Consider the following 20,888-nt stretch of genomic DNA (forward strand, 5'->3'; position numbering starts at 1 on the left):
AAAGCATTGTCTTTAATAAAAGTATAATATTTGATACAGATTTGATAAAAATATCAAAAAAATTATAAAAATCGTAAAGCTTTCGTGCAATAATTAGTAAATTATGCTATCATAATTCCAATATGCCGCTGGCATAAGATAATTTGGGTTAAAGTGAGGGAAAAACATGAACGGAGCGGACGCAATTGTAAAGTGTCTGGAAATGGAAAACACGGAGTTCGTATTTGGATATCCGGGGGTGGCTATCTGCCCCTTTTATAACAGCATCCTGAACTCCGGTATTAAGACAGTGTTGGTACGCCATGAACAGCACGCGGCCCATGCGGCCAGCGGTTATGCGCGTCTTACGGGCAGAGTCGGCGTAGTGGCAGTTACCAGCGGCCCCGGCGCCACCAATGTAATCACCGGTATCGCCACGGCTTATGCGGACAGTATCCCGCTGGTTGTGATCACCGGCCAGGTAGACAGTCGGCTGATGGGCAGCGATGTGTTCCAGGAAGCCGACATTTCCGGCGCCTGCGAATCTTTTGTAAAATACAGTTACATCGTCCGCAACGCGGAAGATATTCCTCATATTGTGAAGGAAGCCTTTTATATTGCCGGCACGGGACGGAAGGGACCTGTGCTGATTGATTTCCCCATTGACATACAGAACCAGAAGGTAAATAAATTTGAATATCCTGACAGTGTTTCCATGGCTTCTTACAAACCGACAGTCAAAGGAAACATTAAACAGATCGATAAGGTAGTGCGGGAACTGAAAAAGGCCAAACGCCCCCTGATCTGCACCGGCGGCGGCGCCCATTTAAGCGGCGCGGCGGATGTGATCCGTGCTTTTGCGGAAAAACACCGGATTCCCGTTGTCTCCACCATGATGGGACTGGGTACCATGCCTACGGAACATCCCATGTTTTTCGGCATGGTAGGCAACAACGGCCAGGCTTACGGTAACCGTGCCATGAATCAGGCCGACATGATCCTGATGGCCGGCGCCCGGGTGGCGGACCGTTCCATTGCCCGCCCCGACGAGATTAGTACCAATAAGATCCTCGTGCACATCGACGTGGACCCGGCAGAGATCGGGAAAAACGCAGGACCGACCATTCCGCTGGTAGGCGACCTGAAGAACGTGTTTATGGAACTGGATAAGGAAGATATCCGTCCGGCCACCCAGGAATGGCTTGACTGTCTGGCAGGCTACCGGAAAGAGGCGGAAGAAGCGAAGAAGGCCAAAGCGGACCTGGTGATCACGCCGGGGACCGTAGACCCGACATACTTTATCCATGCGCTGTCCGACGCCATGGATAAAAATGCGGTATACGTGGCAGACGTAGGGCAGAACCAGCTCTGGTCCTGCGCTAACTGCATCATCCGGGAAGGCCGCTTCTTTACTACCGGTGGCATGGGCTGCATGGGCTATTCCGTACCGGCGGCCATGGGTGCCAAGCTGGGCGATCCGTCCCGGCAGGTCGTTGCCGTGTGCGGCGACGGCGGCTTCCAGATGTGCATGATGGAACTGGGGACCATGCGCCAGTATAACGTGCCGGTAAAAATCGCTGTAATCCGCAACAATGTGCTGGGCCTGGTGCGCCAGTATCAGCATTTCACTTACAAAGACAGATTTTCCGTTATCGACCTTACGGGAAGCCCGGAACTGGAATCCATCGCCGCGGCGTACGGGATGAAGTTCCTGCATCTGAATGATGAAGCGAAGATGGCTGAAACCATCAAGGAGTTCCTGGAAAACGACGAATCTGTTTTACTCCAGTGCGATGTAGATCCGAACGAGGTGGCCTGACATGAAACGAATTTATAACGTATTAGTAAAAAACCAGTCCGGTGTTCTCTGTAAAGTTTCCGGTTTGTTCTGGAGACGTTGCTTCAACATTGATTCTCTGGCAGTAGGCGAAACGGAAGACAATGCCATTTCCAACATGACCATTGTGAGTACGGGGGACGACCATACCCAGGAGCAGATTGAAAAACAGCTGAATAAAAAAATTGATGTAATCAAGGTCAAGACGTTTGACGAAAAGGAAGCGGTCTGCCGCGAACTGATGCTGATCAAGGTGAAATACACAAGAGATAACCGCAGGGATATTATTGATAACTGCGCGGTCATGAACGCAACGATCATTGATATGGGCAACAACATGATGACCATCCAGATTTGCGATACGCCGGAGCGTTCCCAGATATTCCTGGACAGCATCAACCATATTAAAATCGTGGAAATCACCCGTTCCGGGACCGTGGCCCTGACGAAATGCAAGGAAGGCATCAAATAATTTAACAGTGCGAGTCAAAAAAGTGCGGTTGCAACGTTGCCGCACTTTTTTTTTAGGGGTAAATATGGTAAAATATCTGTTAGAGTAAAATGGGAAAGCAACAAAATAATCGAAGGTCCTTTTTATTCAGTCACATTGGTTTACGGCTGTATAAGGTACAAATGCTTCTTATACGGCTGATTTTTATGCAGGGGAGAGAACTATGGCACAGAGAACAGACATCCATAAGGTAATGATCATCGGCTCCGGCCCGATTGTAATCGGCCAGGCCTGCGAGTTTGACTATTCCGGTACCCAGGCATGCAAGGCGCTGCGGAGCCTGGGCTATGAAATTGTACTGGTGAATTCCAATCCGGCCACCATCATGACGGACCCGGAGATGGCGGATAAGACATATATCGAACCGCTGAACGTGGAGCGGGTGGAACAGATTATCGCAAAAGAACGTCCGGATGCCCTGCTGCCGAACTTAGGCGGCCAGTCCGGCCTGAACCTGTGCGCTGAACTGTACAAAGCCGGCGTGCTGGATAAATACGGCGTAAAAGTCATCGGTGTGCAGGTGGATGCCATCGAGCGGGGTGAGGACCGCATCGAGTTCAAGGAAACCATGAACAAACTGGGCATCGGCATGGCCCGCAGCGAGGTTTCCTACAGTGTGGAAGAAGCCCTGGCCATTGCGGATGAGTTAGGCTATCCCGTCGTGCTGCGCCCGGCTTATACCATGGGCGGCGCCGGCGGCGGCCTGGTTTACAATAAGGAAGAACTGAAAACCGTCTGCGCCCGTGGCCTGCAGGCCAGTATCATCGGCCAGGTTCTGGTGGAAGAATCCATCCTGGGCTGGGAAGAACTGGAACTGGAAGTAGTCCGGGACAAGGACAACAACATGATCACGGTCTGCTTCATCGAGAACGTAGATCCGGTAGGCGTGCATACCGGCGACTCCTTCTGCACAGCGCCCATGCTGACCATTCCGGAAGACGTGCAGCAGGAGCTGCAGCGCCAGGCTTATAAAATCGTGGAACATATCGGCGTCATCGGCGGCACCAACGTACAGTTTGCCCGGAACCCGAAAGACGGCCGTATCATCGTCATTGAAATCAATCCCCGTACCTCCCGGTCATCCGCTCTGGCATCCAAGGCCACCGGTTTCCCCATCGCGCTGGTATCTGCCAAACTGGCCAGCGGCCTGACCCTGAAGGACCTGCCCTGCGGAAAATACGGCACTTTGGACAAGTACGTGCCGGACGGAGATTATATTGTTGTGAAATTTGCCCGCTGGGCCTTTGAAAAGTTCAAAGGCGTAGACGACAAACTGGGGACTCAGATGCGCGCCGTGGGCGAAGTCATGAGCATCGGCAAAAATTATAAGGAAGCCTTCCAGAAAGCCATCCGTTCTCTGGAAAAAGGGCGCTATGGCCTGGGTCATGTAAAGAATTTTGACAAACTCAGCAAAGAAGAACTGCTGACCCTGCTGCGCACGCCTTCTTCCGAACGTTACTTCCAAATGTACGAAGCCCTGCGCAAAGGCGCCACGGTAGATGAGATTTTCAACATCACCTGGGTGAAGCATTACTTCGTAGAGCAGATGAAAGAACTGGTGGAAGAGGAAGAAGCCCTGCTGCAGTTCAAAGGCACGGTGCCCCCGGCAGAAGCCCTGGCGCAGGCCAAGAAGGACGGCTTCTCCGACAAATATCTCAGCGAAATTCTGGAAGTATCCGAGGACGACATCCGTCATGCCCGGGAAAAAATCGGCGTAGTGGAAGCCTGGGACAGCGTCCATGTCAGCGGCACCCAGGACAGCGCGTACTTCTATTCCACATATAACGCGCCGGACAACAATCCCGTTTCCGATAAACGGAAGATCATGATCCTGGGCGGCGGTCCCAACCGCATCGGCCAGGGCATCGAGTTTGACTACTGCTGCGTTCATGCGGCCATGTCCCTGAAGAAGCTGGGCTTTGAGACCATCATTGTCAACTGCAACCCGGAAACGGTTTCCACGGACTACGATACGTCCGATAAACTGTACTTCGAACCTCTGACGCTGGAAGATGTGTTAAGCATTTACTATAAAGAAAAACCGGTAGGCGTCATCGCCCAGTTCGGCGGCCAGACTCCGCTGAACCTGGCAGATAAGCTGAAAGAAGAGGGCGTGAACATTTTAGGTACCACGCCGGAAGTCATCGACCTGGCGGAAGACCGTGACCAGTTCCGCAAGGTTATGGACAAGCTGGGCATCCCCATGGCGGAATCCGGCATGGCCAGCACGGTGGAGCAGGCTATTGAACTGGCCCACAGCATCGGCTATCCGGTTATGGTGCGTCCGTCCTTTGTACTGGGCGGCCGCGGCATGGAAGTGGTCCACGACGACGAGCAGATGAAAGACTATATGGCGGCAGCCATCGGTGTAACGCCGGACCGCCCCATCCTCATCGACCGGTTCCTGCACAACGCGCTGGAATGTGAAGCGGATGCCATCTCCGACGGCAAAGACGCTTTTGTTCCCGCGGTGATGGAACATATCGAACTGGCCGGCATCCATTCCGGAGACAGCGCCTGCATCCTGCCCAGCCGGCAGATTTCCGAAGAAAACCTGAATACCATTAAAGAATATACCCGCAAGATTGCGGTAGAGATGAACGTAGTAGGCCTGATGAACATGCAGTATGCCATCGAGGACGGCAAGGTGTATGTGCTGGAAGCGAACCCCCGCGCGTCCCGGACCGTGCCGCTGGTGTCAAAGGTCTGCGGCATCCGCATGGTGCCCCTCGCTACCGATATCATCACCGGTTCCCTCACCGGGCGTCCGTCGCCGGTGCCGGGCCTGAAAGAAAAACACATTCCATATTACGGCGTAAAAGAAGCGGTGTTCCCCTTCAACATGTTCCCGGAAGTGGATCCTGTCCTGGGACCGGAGATGCGTTCTACGGGCGAAGTACTGGGCCTGGCTGAAACCGTGGGCGAAGCCTATTTTAAAGCCCAGGAAGGCGCCAAGTCGGTGCTGCCTCTGAGCGGGACGGTGCTTCTCTCTATCAGCGACGCGGATAAGGACGGGGCTGTGGACGTTGCCAGAGCGTTCCATGAAGACGGCTTCAAAATCATCGCCACGGAAGGAACGGCGAAACTGATCAGTGAAGCGGGTATTCCAGTTGAAAGGGTCAACAAGATTTACGAAGGCCAGCCCAACATTGAGGACTGGATCATCAACGGAAAGATCCAGCTGATCGTGAACACACCGGCCGGCAAGACGGCGGCTCACGACGACAGTTACCTGCGTAAGGGCGCGATCAAACACCGGGTGACCTACATTACCACCATGGTGGCGGCCAAGGCGGCGGCGGAAGGCATCAACCAGATGAACAAGCACGGCAACAGCGAGGTGCTGTCGCTGCAGGAATGGCATGGGCTGATTAAGTAACCGTTGAATCATTATTAGTAAAAAGAAAAGGACCGGGCAACGCAAAAACAGATAGCTATTCCATGGATTTATGTGCCTATGGCTTCGAAACTCAGGGCTTCGCCCTTCAGACAGTCTCGCTATCAAGGCACATTTCATCTCATGGAATGACGCAATCGGTTCCTAAGTTTTGCTTTTGCCTGGTCCTTTAGCTTTTTACTAAAACGTTTCAAGATATAAAAAAGCGCCGGCTGTATCTCGCATGAGATATAGTCGGCGTTTTCCGTTTTATTACAAGAAACTTGTGAAGATATTCTTACGCAAACTTTTTGCCGGTCAGTAATTCGTACGCTTCTTTGTACTTGGCGATGGTCTTTTCGATGATATCCTGGGGCAGGATTTCCGCGTTGTTGGCCTTCAGGTAATCGCGGACAAACTGTTTGTCATAGGAAGGCTGGGATTTGCCGGCTTCGTAACCCTTCAGGGGCCAGAAACGGCTGTTATCTGGCGTCAGCATTTCGTCGGCCAGCACTACGTTGCCTTTTTCATCCAGACCAAATTCAAATTTTGTGTCGGCGATGATGATGCCGCGCTCCAGCGCATAGTCTGCGCATTTTTTGTACAGGGCCAGGGTCAGGTCACGCATCTTTTCCATGTACTCTTTGCCTTTGCCGGGGAAGAACTTCTCCACCCACACAACGCCTTCTTCCATGGAGATGTTCATATCATGTTCGCCTACCGGGGCTTTCGTGGAAGGGGTGAAGAGGGGTTCCGGTAATTTCTGGCATTCTTTCAGGCCTTCCGGCAGTTCGATGCCGCAGATTTTGCCTTCTTTTTTATAGCTTTCCCAGCCGCTGCCGGTGATGTAGCCGCGCACTACACACTCTACGGGCAGCATTTCCAGCTTCTGGGTCTTCATGCTGCGGCCTTCAAATTCCGGGGTCTGGAAAAATTCCGGCATGTCTTTTGTATCGATGGAGATCATATGGTTCGGCACGATGTCTTTGGTGAAATCAAACCAGAACTTGGACATCTTGTTCAGAACGGCGCCTTTTTCCGGCACCGGGTCTTTCAAAATCACATCAAATGCGGAAATGCGGTCAGTGCAGACCATGATCAGGCTGTCTCCCAGATCGTACAGTTCCCGGACCTTGCCGGATTTAAAAGGTTTGTATTCTTTCATGTTATCTCCTCTTTTCCCAATGCTACTGCCTGCATTGAATAAAATTAAAAAAGATGCAGACATAAACAGGCAAATAGCAGTAATTGAGTCTGTCATCTCTGAACCTGCGATAAAAGCAGGCATGATGCAATTAACATACACTAAATTTTAGCATAAATCAGCAGATAGTTACAAGATGTTTTTTAGTAATTATGACCTCAAGGTTAAAAATTATCAGTGTTAATATTTTCTTTTTTTAAAATTTATGTTAGAATAACTTCACATATACGCTGTAAGGCGGAATAAGAGGGGTTGTTTTATCATGTCAATTCAGTTAATGATCGTTGTGTTGTATGTTGCGATGCTGTTCGCGATTTCATTCTATGTGAAGCGCAGGGCGGAAACCAGCGCCACGGAATACCAGTTCGCGGGCCGTAAGTTTGGCGCGCTGCTGATTGCCGTCAGTGTTACCGGCATGGCGGTTGGTGCGGCTTCCACCGTAGGCGTGGCGGAAAGCGCTACCCGTATCGGCCTGTCTGCCGGCTGGTACAATGGAGCCTGGTCCATCGGCGCTATCTTCATGGGTCTGGTGGCAGCGGGCAAGTACCGCACTCTGGAATGTACAACGGTGCCGGAACTGTTTGAACGCTGCTACGACAAAAAGGCGCGTATCATCAGCGTCATCGGCTTGGCCATCATATTGTCCTGCATCACTTCGCTGCAATATGTGGCGGGCGGTTCCATCCTTTCCACCCTGATGCCCGACGTGTTCACCATGAAGACGGGCATGATCACCAGCGCCGTTGTGTTTATCGGCATTACGGTCATCGGCGGTATGTGGTCCTCGGGCCTGTCCAGTGTATTGAGCGTGCTGATCATTTACCTGGGCATCATCTATTGTATGGTGAAAATCCTGATCCGTGACGGCGGGATGGCGGGCATCGTGGCCAAGTTGCCGCCTATGCCTTTTGACTGGGCGGATCCTTTCGGCGGCCTGACCATGGCCATGCTGATGGGCTGGATCATCGTCATGATGACCCAGACTGTAAGCGGTGCGCCGGTGCAGATTGCCACCAGCTCCAAATCGGAAAGTGCGGCCCGGAACGGCTTTATCCTGGGCGGCCTCATCATTTTCCCCATTGGCTTCTTCTCCGCTGTGTTGGGTATGGCGGCCAAGGCCCATTATCCGGACATCAATCCTACGCTGGCATTGCCCCAGATCATCATGAGTCTGGATCCGTTTTCTTCCGGTATCACCCTGGCGGCCCTGTGGGCAGCGGACGTCTCCACAGCATGTACTATTTTACTGGGGGCCGGTACTCTAATCGCGCAGGACATTTACAAACGCTTTTTCAATCCGGACATCACACCGGATAAATACATGAAGGCAAGCCGCTTCATCATTTTCGCGGTTGGTCTGGTGACACTTTGGATGGCTTTCAACGCCGTGGGCATTGTGAAGATGATGCTGACGGGACTGAGCCTGACCACGGCTTTCACACTTGTTTTTCTGGCTACCATGTTTGCGCCGGACCTGTGCCGCCGCAATACGGCGTTCTATACCACGCTGGTAGGGCTTATCGGTCTTCTGGCCTGGCAGATATTCCCGTCGGTGCGGATTCTGCCGCATCCCATTTACTTTGAATGGATCATCTGCACCATCACGCTGCTGGTTGTGCGGGTCATTGACAAGGAACCTATTACGCCGCCGGCGCTGAAGAAAGATGCAGAGTAGTGGGATGTATCCGGATTTTTAAATCTGGCCTTTGAATAAAAACTGCAAGAAAAATAGTGATTTCCAAAATTGAAACAAAAAACAAGCAACAGCAGACGTTGTAATATAATCTGCTGTTGCTTTTTTATGCATTGAAGAATTAAAAAAGTTATATGGCTGTAGTTTCTTTTGCCGCAATCTCCGACTGTTCTTTCGCAGTACTTGTGTCTTCATAAGATTTAGCCGTTGCGGTTCCCTCAAGTTCTTTTACAGCGGTTGCACCTTCCGACGGGTTAACAGCAGCAGCGGTATCTTCCGGTTCCTTCGAAAGTTCGCTGTTAAGAATTTTGTTTTCCGTCGAAACGCGATTCTTTTCTATTCTGTTACTTCCGTCATTATCGGTATCTGTATTATCTGTTTCAGCTTTCTTTTTCTGTCCTTCTTTTAAAATTGCATCCGCTTTGTCTTTGATTTTGCAGATACGGTCTGTCCAGGCGAACAGTTCCGGCAGATCGTAATCTCCGGCATGGCCGTAACCCCAGGCCACCTTGAAGTCAACGGCTTTACCCTTATTCTTTAATTTCAAGGCAAGGATTGCGGGGATTGCCAACGCTGTGTCTCTGTCAAGGCTGCCGTGACGGATACGCCAGTTAGGGGCAGTCTGAACATCAGGATTTCCGATATAGTACATGGGGTTCATCATTTTTATAATCTGCCAGTTTGCCATGTATTGGGAAAGATCAATTTTATCCCTTTCCATTTGTTCCACCAGATTTGCTTTCTGCAACTGACGTTTTTCAACAGGAAGGGCCAGGCTGTACTGACGCGCTTTTTCCTGGGCAATTTCTTTTTCTTCCTCTAATTTAGGAACCGTAACAAGCTGGCTGTGTTCCAGCGCGTAGCGTGAAAAATGTTTATTCGGAATGTCATAGGTGCCGAATTCGTTATTCTCACCTGTTGTCATATCAAAGGCATCGAAAGCGGGAACTCCTTTCAGGCGCTTTACCGTGGCAACGTATTTGTCGAAATCCATATGGACTGCAGTCCCTTCACTGACAGTGATCCAGGGGGTTTTGCTGATATCTTCCCCGGTGTCAATGGCGTTCTGGGCTGACTCCAGATACAGGGACTCAATGTACTCGCGGAATAGACCGTATCCGTCCGGTGCCAGGTTCAGCCGGTTGCCGAGGGAATCGCGTAAATTCAGTTTGTTCAGATAATCTGTGAAATTCTCTTTTAATTCTGCAGAAATTTCCTTTTGTTCCGGTGTAATGGCAGTGCCTTTGGCAGCTTCCACCGGTGCGTTGGTCGGACGGTTCTGTACGTTGCTTTCGGGTGCAGCGTTACTGCTGGCAGGCGATATTCTTCTGGCCGGGCCTGCGTTGTAATACTCATTCGCGTTATGGAACATCCACTCGTAGGCCATATCTGCATTTTCCAGATTGGTGATAGGGCAGTAGGCCATGGAAGCAAAAATGTCGTCCCGTTCTTTGGCTGCGCCCACTTCTTTGAGATAGGGATCATAATCTTTAGCATTTCCCGTTGCCCCTAACAATGCAGACAACGCGCCTCCCGCGCTGGTACCGCTGGCGATGATCTTTTCCGTATCGCCAGCGGGAATGCGCCCGGCCTTGCGGTTGAATCGCACAAAACGTACAGCGGCTTTGTAATCGACAATCAGTGCAGGCGCCTTACCGGTTTCATAGCCGTTCTTATGTTTCAGGGACCGGCCCCGGATCGCAGGGGAGACCACCACGTAACCGTTGCTCAACGCATATAACGCGGCATTGGCTCCGCCGTAACGGGAATCTTCCTGGGGTTCTGCAATGGTTCCCGGCATATACCCGCCCACGCCGTTCGGCATAAAGATGGGTGCCGTTTCTGCGGTAAAGCCGTTTACGGTTCCGCCTTTCAGGTACGCTTCCGGAATATAAATGCTCAGCATCTGGCTTTCCGGATCATACGGCTTTTTCACGTATACAAGATGCTCGTAGGCACGGAAAGTTACGTCTTCGCCGTTGGCATTCATTGTTTTTGTGGAATAATCCTCCGGATTAAACACGATACTGTATTCCTGTCTGCCCTTAAACGCATTGGTAAACGCTTTTTCTTTTTCATCCTTTTCTTTTATGCGGTTTTTGATAAATTTTTCTCGTTCCCGCTGGAGTATCCGGACATCTTTTTCCAATTGCGCTACTGTTTTCCATTCTTCGCGTGAGAGGGCTCTTTCGCTCTGATAGGGAACCTCGCTGCCGGGAATGCCTTCTCCTTCCTTCAGGAATTCATTCTGAATCGGTTTGAATTCGGCGGAATGATCAATCGTATTCTGCTCAGCCGTGTCTGCCAGTGAAGACCTTTTATCTGATGCCGCTGATGCTTTGCTCTGCATGGGTTCCTGTGCAGTTGTAGCTTCCTGCGTAACCGTTGCTTCAGTTTTCGCGGCCGGTTCCGCAAACACGGGAGCAGCGGTCACAACACCCTGCAACAGGGACGCGACGATGGCTGCGACCAGATATTGTTTGGGCAAATATGATTTAAAAAACATGATAGGTACTCCTTGAATGTTTTGCAAAGAATCAGATTAAATCTGTAATACCTTATTATATCACATTTTGCGCGCTGCGTTACTCTGAAATGCAATAAAACTGTGAAAACAGTCTGTCAGAAATGGCAGGCTGCTTTTTTTTGCTATATGGGAGTGGTTTTGTATTTGCGCTAACGAAAAATGCCCGGCCACGTAACGTGACCGGACGGACGATTTGGATTAGGGAACGATTGTATTTCGTTCACCTGTCCATTTTCATTTGTCTTTTTTCGTTTCCATCGTGCTTTTCAATTTATCAATATACTGCTGCAGTCTGTCCATGGATTCTTCCAGCGTAGGCGCATCTTTGATCATTTGGTTCAGGTATTCCCAGAAAGAATTAGTCAGGAACTGTTCCCTGGTGTAGAACATGACGGAAGGGGTACCGGCACTTTTCCCTCCAGTACAGTGGAGATCTCCGGCAGGCAGATGATATCCTTAATGTCGCCGGCAGGAGCCTTGCCCCGCAGAAACAGCCACTTCTTATGATTGGCCAGGTACTCGCTGAAATCCTGGCAGCCGGGCCGGGTGGACAGACTTTCCGCCACGGCGTCCGGCAGGGTGATCAGGGACGGGGTGATGTGTAACTGCATAAGGGCGTCCTTTGCTTTACGGAACGTGCCCAGCACCGGAATAATCTTCAGGAAACTGGACGGGGTAAAAATCTGCATGAGCGGCTGGCACATGGCTAGGAAATCGTTGAACTCCTGCTCCAGCACATTGACCGCCACCGGATCGGTGGTGAGAATGTTCAGCCGGTTCACGCCGGGGTTGCCGGTGCTGTGGCCATGATGGCCGATTTTCCTTTGGCGATGAACAGGGTGCGCTGGAACACGTTGTCCCGCAGCCGGGACGTGTAATAGGGTTCAATGGCGCCGGTGGCATACAGGGGCGCCCACTTGGACACGGCCTCCACCATTTCCTCAAAGGAACGGTTGATGGTGTGGACGATAACGATCCGGCTGCCGCGTTGCAGCAGCGTGACCAGCAAGGCGCCCCATTGTTTTGCAAAATCCGGATTCTCGTAAATCCATTCCATGCGCTCTTCCGAATGGAGCAACAGTGTCACCGGTTCTTCCGCCGCAACCAGGTCTGAAAGAAAACGGAGGACGCACTGGCGCTTGCCCTCGTCGCCCGGATAGTAGTTTGTGACGTAAGCCTCCGCAGAAGCACCCGTGCCGTTAGCCGGTACCCCATTCGGGTCTGCTTGTTCCAGATAAAGATTCCATTCATCGTGATCGATCTGCCTGCCTTCTCCCAGCCACCGGGCAATCAAACGCGTGGCAGCTTCCACCGATTCCGGCCAGGGCTTGCCGGGGCAGAGCTGTGCGGCCAGGACCCGCTTCTGGGACGCCGTGCGGACCGCCCGGGCGAAAAAGCCGGCGGTCGGCAGAATAAATTCGCGATGACTGGGCAGGCCCCGCTCGCCGTTCCGGATGCGGCTGATGTGAGACGCATCAAAGGCAAGGGCCCGGCTCAGCATATTGTTCCTGGTGGCGGTGGCCTTCATCAAAAAATTCAGCTTATCTGCAATGAGATGTTTCATGAGCGTATCCTTTCCGGCGTATGCGACGCGCAAGGGGAACATCCGATTTTGTAGAAAACGTAAGTCATATCTGTCTGTTACCAGTGTAACATAAAAACAGAAAACAAAGAAGCCGTCAAGCCCCTCCCTCCTGTCAACGAATCGCTTTAGTACAATAAAGTTTGCGACGTTTGATAATATGCTGCCAGGCAAGTATTCATCCTGCTTTGCAGGGATTAAAAAACGACAAACTGTTGACAAAAGTGTCATTTTTGTCCAAATAATTGTCAATGACAAATGAAGCGGAGAGGTGTAAATCGCGTTGTATCATTTTTATTGCGTAGCCTGAAATTTACGCGTCGGCGCAGTGGCAGCTTTCCCGAACAAAGCAATAAGATGAACGAAAGAAGTGTCACCTGGAGACAGACAAATAACGCTGTCTATATTTATAACAGAAAGCAGGCTGGAAAACCGCACCATGACTGGAGTTACGAAAAAAGTCCGGTCACTAAAGTGACCGGGAGAGGGAATCAGAGGTTCGAAGGCTCTAAGACGGCATCCGGTATTGGGGTTGGTCGTAAAACGACCAACCTTGAAGCGCAAACCTGCATGGATACTGGGATTTGGTTCCGCTACTTGCCTACGGTGAAAGTGAAGTAAAAAAAACGTTAAGTCGCCCGTTCTTCTTTTTTAAAGTCTACTGCTAAGTCTACTAAATATTAGACTTAGCGATGAAATTTATGATATAATTCCAATAAAGCACCATCAGAACGTTTAACTGTCAGCTAATTGTATGGGTAGAACCTTGGGAGGATCGTCATGAATCTTGGAACGGAAAATGAAAGACAGGAGTTTAAACTTGGCCTTGCCTAAGTGCTAAGTCTACCAAAAAACAAGGCTAAGTCTACTGAAAAGTAGACTTATGAGTAGACTTAGCCAATTTTAGGTAATTTGGAGGCACTTTAAATATTATCTTTCCACTGCTCTCTGTCAGAAATGGCAGGCCGCAGTTTTTGCTATATAGGGGGTGCGGACTATTTGGATTATAAAACAAAGAAGCCGTCAACCCCTCCCTCCTGCCCGCGAAACGCTTTAGTTCCATAAAGTTTGCAACATTTGAGAATGCGCTGCCAGGCAAGTAACCATCCTGCTTTGCGGGGATTAAAAAACGACAAACTGTTGACAAAAGTGTCATTTTTTCCCAAAAAATTGTCAATGACAAATGAAGCGAAGAGGTTTAAATCGCCGGAAAACCGTTGTATAATCTTTAATGGATAAGTATGTAATTTTCAGTATGTGTCAGATTCCAGTGTTAGCGTAATCCGTTGGTGAAGAAAAAGGGAAGGCGTTACCCCACAGATTTGTGAACATCATTGTACTGCAAAGGAGAAGCCACCATGAATAAGATTTACAAAGTGATCTGGAGCAAAGTGAGAAACTGTTACGTAGCAGTATCGGAAATCGCAAAACGCAACGGCAAGAGCTGTACCAGCGTAAACTGCGGCGCGAAAGTGAGCCCTGTTACACTGTCGATGGTGGGCGCCTCTTTGCTGGCGGGCATGTTTTCCGTGTTGCTGCCAGTGCGTATTGCGTTAGCTGCGCCGGTGATGCCGACGCTGGATTATCGTGGCGCAACAGCGGACGTGACGATTGCTTCCACCTCTTCTGACACATCCGCTACCATGAACATTTCCAGTACAAAGACAAACAATGTGATGAAGTGGATCGACTTTTCCATCGGAAATGGCGGCACAGTACAGTATGACGCGAATAATTACCTGAACTATGTGACCGGCCACGGGCGTTCGGAAATTGACGGAGCGTTAAAAGGTACGGGTAGTATTTACCTGATCAACCCGAACGGGATTCTGTTCGGTTCCACTGCGCAGGTGGATGTTGGGAACCTGTATCTTTCCACGCGGGAACTTGACCAGAGCAAACTGGACGCCTTTGCTGAAAACGGCACGAATCCCCTTGCCACGGCAGCAACTTCCGCCGCGGGCGACATCGTCAACCTGGGTACGCTGAACGCGACCAACATTACGGTGGAAGGCAATAATATTTCCTTTAAAAATGTGGAGGAAGTTACGCCGGCAACTGCTGTGAACGTGCGTGCCAGCGGTGAAGTGCATGTGGGTTATGCCGCCAGTGAAGCAGTCAATGAAGTAAATGCTACGCAATATACCGATGGGAATATTACTGCACCGGACCTTTCAAAATGGAGTTTTACAGGGCTGGATAGTTCTGCTGCAGTCGAACCAACGCAATACATGCTTGTCCGCAATGCTTTTGAGTTGCAGAATATGCAAAACAGAAAGACAAAGGTTAGTGATAGAAATTATAGAATTGAAGGCAATTATATGCTGGCGAATGATATTGATTTTAATGATGTCAGCTTCAACTTCAAACCAATAGGATATTCAGACAATGGCTCGAGTGAAACAGTCCATAGATTCGGAGGAAAGTTTGATGGCTTGAATTTTAGAATTAGAAACCTAACCATTACAGATGCCACATTAGAGGCAGTATCAACAGATGAAGATCCTGTTGATCATAATATTGGTTTGTTTGGTGTTAACAGTGGTCTGATTGAAAATGTAGGCGTTGAAAATACGAATATAGATGTTACAACGTACACTGTCGGAGGTGTTGTTGGTTGGAACACCAATGGAACAATCCGAAATGTTTATCATACAGGCAATGTAAAAGGGACAAGAGCCGTTGGCGGTATTGCAGGCGCTAACCAGAATTATTCGCTAATAGAAACAGCTTACAATACGGGTAACGTTGTTGCAAGCGATAGTAACGCAGGCGGTATTGCAGGGTTTAATCCTGGCCCAAGTTCGAACATAAATAATGTTTATAATACTGGTTCTATTAGTAGTGCCGGAAATAGTGGAGGGATTGTTGGTCAATGCAGTACTGGAACAACAATCGAAAATGCTTATAACACAGGAACGGTTGCAGGAAGGGGTACTGGTGTCGGGGGTATTTTAGGAATGAGCGCATCCACATATAATCAGGGTGTTGCTGTTCATATTAAACAAACCTACAATACAGGTACTGTCACGAATAAAAACGATGATAGTTCTGGTGGAGGTATTTTTGGAAGAAGTGTATTGCCATCGGGTTCTAATGTTAATATTGTTTCATCGTATTTCAGCAATGGCAACGATAATGGCTATGGTACGCTCAAAACAAACGCGGATTTGCACAAAATTGACACTTTTGAAGGCTGGGATATTTCTGCTGAGGGGGGATCGGGTAAGACCTGGCGATTATATCAGGGACAAAACACAAGCAGCACAGCCTATCCATATCCTTTATTGACTGCGTTTTTAAAGCCAAAAGATTTAATAAAGGTATATGAATATGATGGTCAACCTCATACGATAGATAGTTATAATGATGAGATATTCAATGATATTAATATTAAAAAAGGTCCAGTAAATTCTTGGATAAAGATACACGTTACAAATGCAGGAGTTTTAGACTATTCTTCTTCAGCGAATGGTCAATATGATAAGCGTTTATTCTATTCAACACAGGATGGATACGATATTGCAGACATGAAGCTTATCGTCCAGCCGAAGAAACTGACGGCTACATTTGCAGATATCAGCAAGGTATATGACAGAGACACAACAGCAACAGCAGATACAAAGAGTCTGTCAGGTAAAATTAGTGGAGATACAGTTGATTTTGCGGACGGGATTACCGGTGTGTTTGCAGATAAGAACGTTGGAACGAACAAGGATGTTACCTACAGTAATATTGCGTTGACGGGAGCGAGTGCAGGCAATTATATAATTGCTGACACCGCAACAGGTGCAGGCGCGATTACGCCTAAAGCGCTGACCGTGTCGTTTGCCAATACAGACAAGACGTATGACGGAAATACTACGGCAACGCCCGGCGATGGCACGCTTTCAACTGCAGTTATTATTTCGGGCGATACGGTGACGTTGGATACGTCCAACATTTCTGCATTGTATACAGATAAAAATGTTGGCGATAATAAAACTGTGAACTACAGTGGCATCGCATTGGGAGGCGCTGACGCAGGGAACTACAGCATTGCCGAGACGGCGGAAGGCAAAGGCACGATTACGGCGAAAGAGCTTACCGTGTCGTTTGCCAATACAGACAAGACGTATGACGGGAGTACTACGGCAACGCCCGGCGAAGGCACTCTATCAACGGCAGGCATTATTTCGGGCGATACGGTAACGCTGGATACGGCTAACATGTATGCATTGTATGCAGATAAAAATGTTGGCGAAAATAAAACTGTGAACTACAGTGGTATCGCATTGGGCGGCACGGATGCAGGGAACTACAGCATTGCCGAGACGGCGGAAGGCAAAGGCACGATTACAGCAAAAGCGCTTACAGTCTCGTTTGCTGATATCAGTAAGACATATGATGGAAACACAAACGCAACGCCGGGTACGGGGACCCTTTCAACTGATGATATCATTTCGGGCGATACGGTAACGTTGGATACGGCCAACATCGCCGCAGCATATGCCAGTCCAACTGCAGGAACGGGGAACAAGACGGTAAACTACAGTGGCATCGCATTGGGTGGCACTGACGCAGGGAACTACAGCATAGCAACGACAGCCCAGAACACAACGAGCACGATTTCAGCGAAAACCCTGACAGTAGGCAATATCAGCAAGGTATACGACAGTACTGCCGAAGCAATATTGACGCTTAATAATCTGATTGGCGTGGTTGATGGTGACGCAGCGGACCTGTCGATTTCGGGAGTGACGGCTAACTACACTGGCGATAATGCCGTAGATGCCGGGACGGGCAAAACCGTGGATTATTCGGGTCTGACGCTGGGCGGCACAAAGTCGGTGAACTATTCGATTGCAGCCAACGGGACTAGCACAACGGGCAACGAAATTACAGCAAGACCTCTGACCATGGGCAGTGTCAGCAAGGTGTATGACGGAACAGACCATGCACTGGTAACGGTTTATGCGTTGACAAATGCGATAGAGGACGATTTGTTGGACCTGGGTATTTCCGCAACGAGCGCAACCTATAGTGATAAAAATGTAGGTGATAACTTAGATGTTAATTATACAGGGCTTTCTCTTTCGGGCGCTAAGGCAGGGAACTACACGATTGATTCCGATGCAGCGGTTACAGGTAACAGCATTACGCCGAAAGAACTGACCCTTGTGGCAGATAAAGTCACAATCAAAAACGGTGAAGCGGTTCCCACATCATTTACAGGAAACGTAATAGGGTTTGTGGGAGAAGAGGGTCTTGCTTCACAAGATGATTTAAAATTTGAACTTGCCACACCGGGAGCAACAATGGCTGGCAGTTATGCTGTCATTGGCATGCTGAAAGACAGTGAAAGCGGAGACTATCAGGCGAATGGGGTTTACAGTACAGATAACACATTTAAGAATTATACATTTAGTAACTCCCCAACGAATGGGAAGGCCTTCACTATTGCTGTTGACGTGATGCCGCAGCTGGATTACAGAGGAGCTTCTGCCGATGTTACGATTGATTCCGCGACGACAGCGAATACCATGGCAATCAGCAGTATACAATTAAATAACGTGCTGAAATGGATTGACTTTTCCATCGGCAGTGGCGGCACCGTTCAGTTTGACGAGAATAACTACCTAAACTACGTGACCGGCCATGGGCGGTCGGAAATTAACGGAACGCTAAAGGGTGGTGGCGCCATTTATCTTATCAACCCCAACGGGATGCTGTTTGGCTCCGATGCGCAGGTGAATGTCGGGAATCTGTATCTATCTTCGCGGAGTCTTGCCCAAAGTGAATTGGATGCCTTCACTGTTAGTGGGACCAATCCCTTTGGAACAACTGTAACCGCAGCAGTGGGTGATATTGCAAACCTGGGAACATTAAAAGCAGCCAACATTACGGTGGAAGGCAACAATGTTTCCTTTAAGAATTATGCGGATATTACGGCAACGAATAACATTAACGTGCGTGCCTCCGGCGAAGTGCATGTAGGCTTTGCCAACGATGCAACAGCCGCTACGGCAATCAACAGTACAGAATATACTACAGTCAATGAGCCGGATCTGACAAACTGGAATTTCAAGGGACTTGATAACTCGACAAATGTTACGCCTGTCAAGTACATGCTTGTACGTAACCCCTATGAGTTGCAGAATATAAACAATAATCTTACCGGCAACTATATGCTAGCGAACGATATCGATTTTATTGATGAAAATGGAAACTGGACTATAAGATATTTTAAATCTCTTGGTAGCAAAGGAAACTATTGGGGCAGCCAGCCCGGTATGTTCCAGGGAAGATTAGATGGTTTGAATCATGTGATCCGGAATATTAATATTACAAATACAAATAATGAGTCCTATAGCACTGATGTAGGGATCATCGGCAGCAACGCCGGTACTGTGGAAAATTTTGGCGTGGTCAATGGTACCGTAGATTTGTCATCGAAGAGCTGGGTTGGCGGCATTGTAGGGGCAAATAAGGGCTGCGGAATTATCCGGAACGTCTATTTTTCAGGCTTGGTAGAAGGAAACCGTAATGTTGGCGGAATTGCAGGGGCGCAAGACGGGAAAAACACGCAGGAAGGTGTTCCTTTACCTGGAGGGATTATTGAAAAGGCTTATGTTTTAGGGACGGTAAGGAGTAATAACAATAACGGTTCCAATGTAGGCGGTATTGCCGGTTCAAACGCTTCAGGAGCCCGTATCAGTGAAGCTTATAATTCAGCAAACGTCGGCACAAAAACGGGTGGAAACTATACCGGCGGTATTGCAGGAACAAATAGTGGAAGTATTATTAACGTCTATAACACAGGAACGATAGAGGGAGGATCTTATGTAGGTGGAATTGCCGGCTCTAATAGCTCTAGTGGAAGTATACAGAATACGTATAATACTGGAACGGTTTCCGGCAGATCTAATCTTGGAGGAATTGTCGGTTATAACAGTGGTACCGGTCCCATCGCATCGTTTTTTACCCAGGGTAATAATAATGGGAAAGGTACACTGATTAGTGATGAAAGCAAACTAAAAGAGTTTGCTACTTTTGAAGGAACCAGTTTAGCATCTAACATGTCCAAAACAGGTGGCTCCGGAACAGTCTGGCGTATCTACGAAGGGCAGACCGGGCCTCTTCTGACTGCGTTTTTGAAAACAAAAGACGTTGTGACAGCTACGGAATATGACGGTACGGAGCAAACATTTGATAATACGCTGGCACAGGGCGCAGCTAACCATATTTATGCGACGGAAAGTGGCGATTTGGTAAAAGGCACGGATGCCGGGAAATATTTTGGCAATAACACGGATAATAATAATCCGGGATATAAAGTGTATTATTCCGAACAGGGAGGCTACGATATCGGGGATACAATATTGGTTATCCAGCCGAAGAGGCTGAGTATTGCAGATGTGAGTAAGGTGTACGACGGTAATCAAAATGTGACATCTGAAATAAGCATTAACGGAGACGACATATTTGGTAATGATGCAGTTGGTTTAGATGGAGAAAAAGTAACCGGAGTATATGAGGATAAAAATGCAGGCACCGGTAAGACGGTGACTTATACAGTTAATGCTGGCGCATTGACTGGAGAAGATGCAAATAATTATTTAATAGCATCAATTGTTACAGGGTCGGGAACCATTACGGCAAAAGAGCTGTCTTTGGCCCATGTGAGCAAGACATATGATGGAACAACCGAAGTGGAAGCCGGCGATATAGCTTTAGCAACAGATATCATTGAAGGTGACGCTGTTATTTTTGATAGCAGTAAGGTCACCGGTGCGTATGAAGACAAAAACGTGAACGTTAGCGGCAGCAAGTCGGTAACTTATACGACTGATACTGGCGTATTGACCGGAACAGATGCAGGAAACTACAGCATTGCGGCAGTGGGAACCGGTGACATAACAAAAGCTGATATAACGCTGATGGCGGAAAACGTAACGAAGACCTACGATGGGACGACGGAAGTAGCTTCTGCAGACAGGAAATGGAAAGTCTCTGCCGGTGAACTGTTCGGCGATGACAGCGTAAGCGGCGGAACCTTCGCCTTCACGGACAAGAACGCCGGAACAAATAAAACCGTGACGGTTTCCGGAGCAACGGTCAGTGACGGCAATGAAGGCGGGAACTACAACGTAACGTATGCGGACAATACCACCAGTACGATCAACAAAGCCGACCTGAC

At 49.0% G+C, this 20,888-nt stretch carries 9 protein-coding genes; 5 read left to right on the forward strand and 4 right to left on the reverse strand.

Going from position 1 to position 20,888, the window contains the following annotated elements; translation table 11 throughout:
* Window positions 1–166: 166 nt before the first annotated feature.
* The 3 genes from ilvB to carB all read left to right on the forward strand — a co-directional run bounded on the left by ilvB (window position 167) and on the right by carB (window position 5,706).
* A complete protein-coding gene (ilvB, locus tag BM159_RS07170; protein WP_093913562.1) occupies window positions 167–1,798 on the forward strand; it encodes a biosynthetic-type acetolactate synthase large subunit in 1,632 nt (543 codons plus the stop codon).
* Window position 1,799: 1 nt separating this feature from the next.
* The gene (gene ilvN, locus BM159_RS07175) at window positions 1,800–2,288 is read left to right on the forward strand and encodes an acetolactate synthase small subunit (protein ID WP_093913563.1); all 489 of its coding nucleotides are present in this window, start codon (window positions 1,800–1,802) and stop codon (window positions 2,286–2,288) included.
* A gap of 202 nt (window positions 2,289–2,490) precedes the next feature.
* Entirely contained in the window at window positions 2,491–5,706 is a 3,216-nt protein-coding gene (carB, locus tag BM159_RS07180) for a carbamoyl-phosphate synthase large subunit (RefSeq protein ID WP_093913564.1), read from the forward strand.
* A 295-nt stretch (window positions 5,707–6,001) separates the two neighbouring features.
* On the opposite strand, the gene BM159_RS07185 is transcribed toward carB, so the two are convergent.
* Complete coding sequence (locus tag BM159_RS07185; RefSeq protein WP_093913565.1) at window positions 6,002–6,868, reverse strand: phosphoribosylaminoimidazolesuccinocarboxamide synthase; 867 nt, start codon at window positions 6,866–6,868, stop codon at window positions 6,002–6,004.
* A 301-nt stretch (window positions 6,869–7,169) separates the two neighbouring features.
* Between BM159_RS07185 and BM159_RS07190 the strand changes: the two genes are divergently transcribed.
* Entirely contained in the window at window positions 7,170–8,582 is a 1,413-nt protein-coding gene (locus BM159_RS07190) for a sodium:solute symporter family protein (RefSeq protein ID WP_093913566.1), read from the forward strand.
* A 148-nt stretch (window positions 8,583–8,730) separates the two neighbouring features.
* On the opposite strand, the gene BM159_RS11970 is transcribed toward BM159_RS07190, so the two are convergent.
* From BM159_RS11970 to BM159_RS07205, 3 genes are all read right to left on the reverse strand, one after another.
* Window positions 8,731–11,106, reverse strand: coding sequence for a subtype B tannase (locus BM159_RS11970; protein WP_093913567.1), 2,376 nt, complete (start codon window positions 11,104–11,106; stop codon window positions 8,731–8,733).
* A 383-nt stretch (window positions 11,107–11,489) separates the two neighbouring features.
* On the reverse strand, window positions 11,490–11,909 hold the full coding sequence (locus BM159_RS07200) for a hypothetical protein (protein WP_093913568.1): 420 nt from the start codon (window positions 11,907–11,909) through the stop codon (window positions 11,490–11,492).
* On the reverse strand, window positions 11,906–12,691 hold the full coding sequence (locus BM159_RS07205; protein WP_093913569.1) for a hypothetical protein: 786 nt from the start codon (window positions 12,689–12,691) through the stop codon (window positions 11,906–11,908). The genes BM159_RS07200 and BM159_RS07205 overlap by 4 nt, the downstream gene beginning before the upstream one ends.
* Before the next feature lie 1,376 nt (window positions 12,692–14,067).
* Between BM159_RS07205 and BM159_RS07215 the strand changes: the two genes are divergently transcribed.
* Window positions 14,068–20,888, forward strand: a 6,821-nt coding sequence (locus BM159_RS07215; protein ID WP_093913571.1) for a YDG domain-containing protein, incomplete at its 3' end; no start/stop codon positions are given.

Source organism: Succiniclasticum ruminis DSM 9236, assembly GCF_900112895.1.
GTDB lineage: Bacteria > Bacillota > Negativicutes > Acidaminococcales > Acidaminococcaceae > Succiniclasticum > Succiniclasticum ruminis.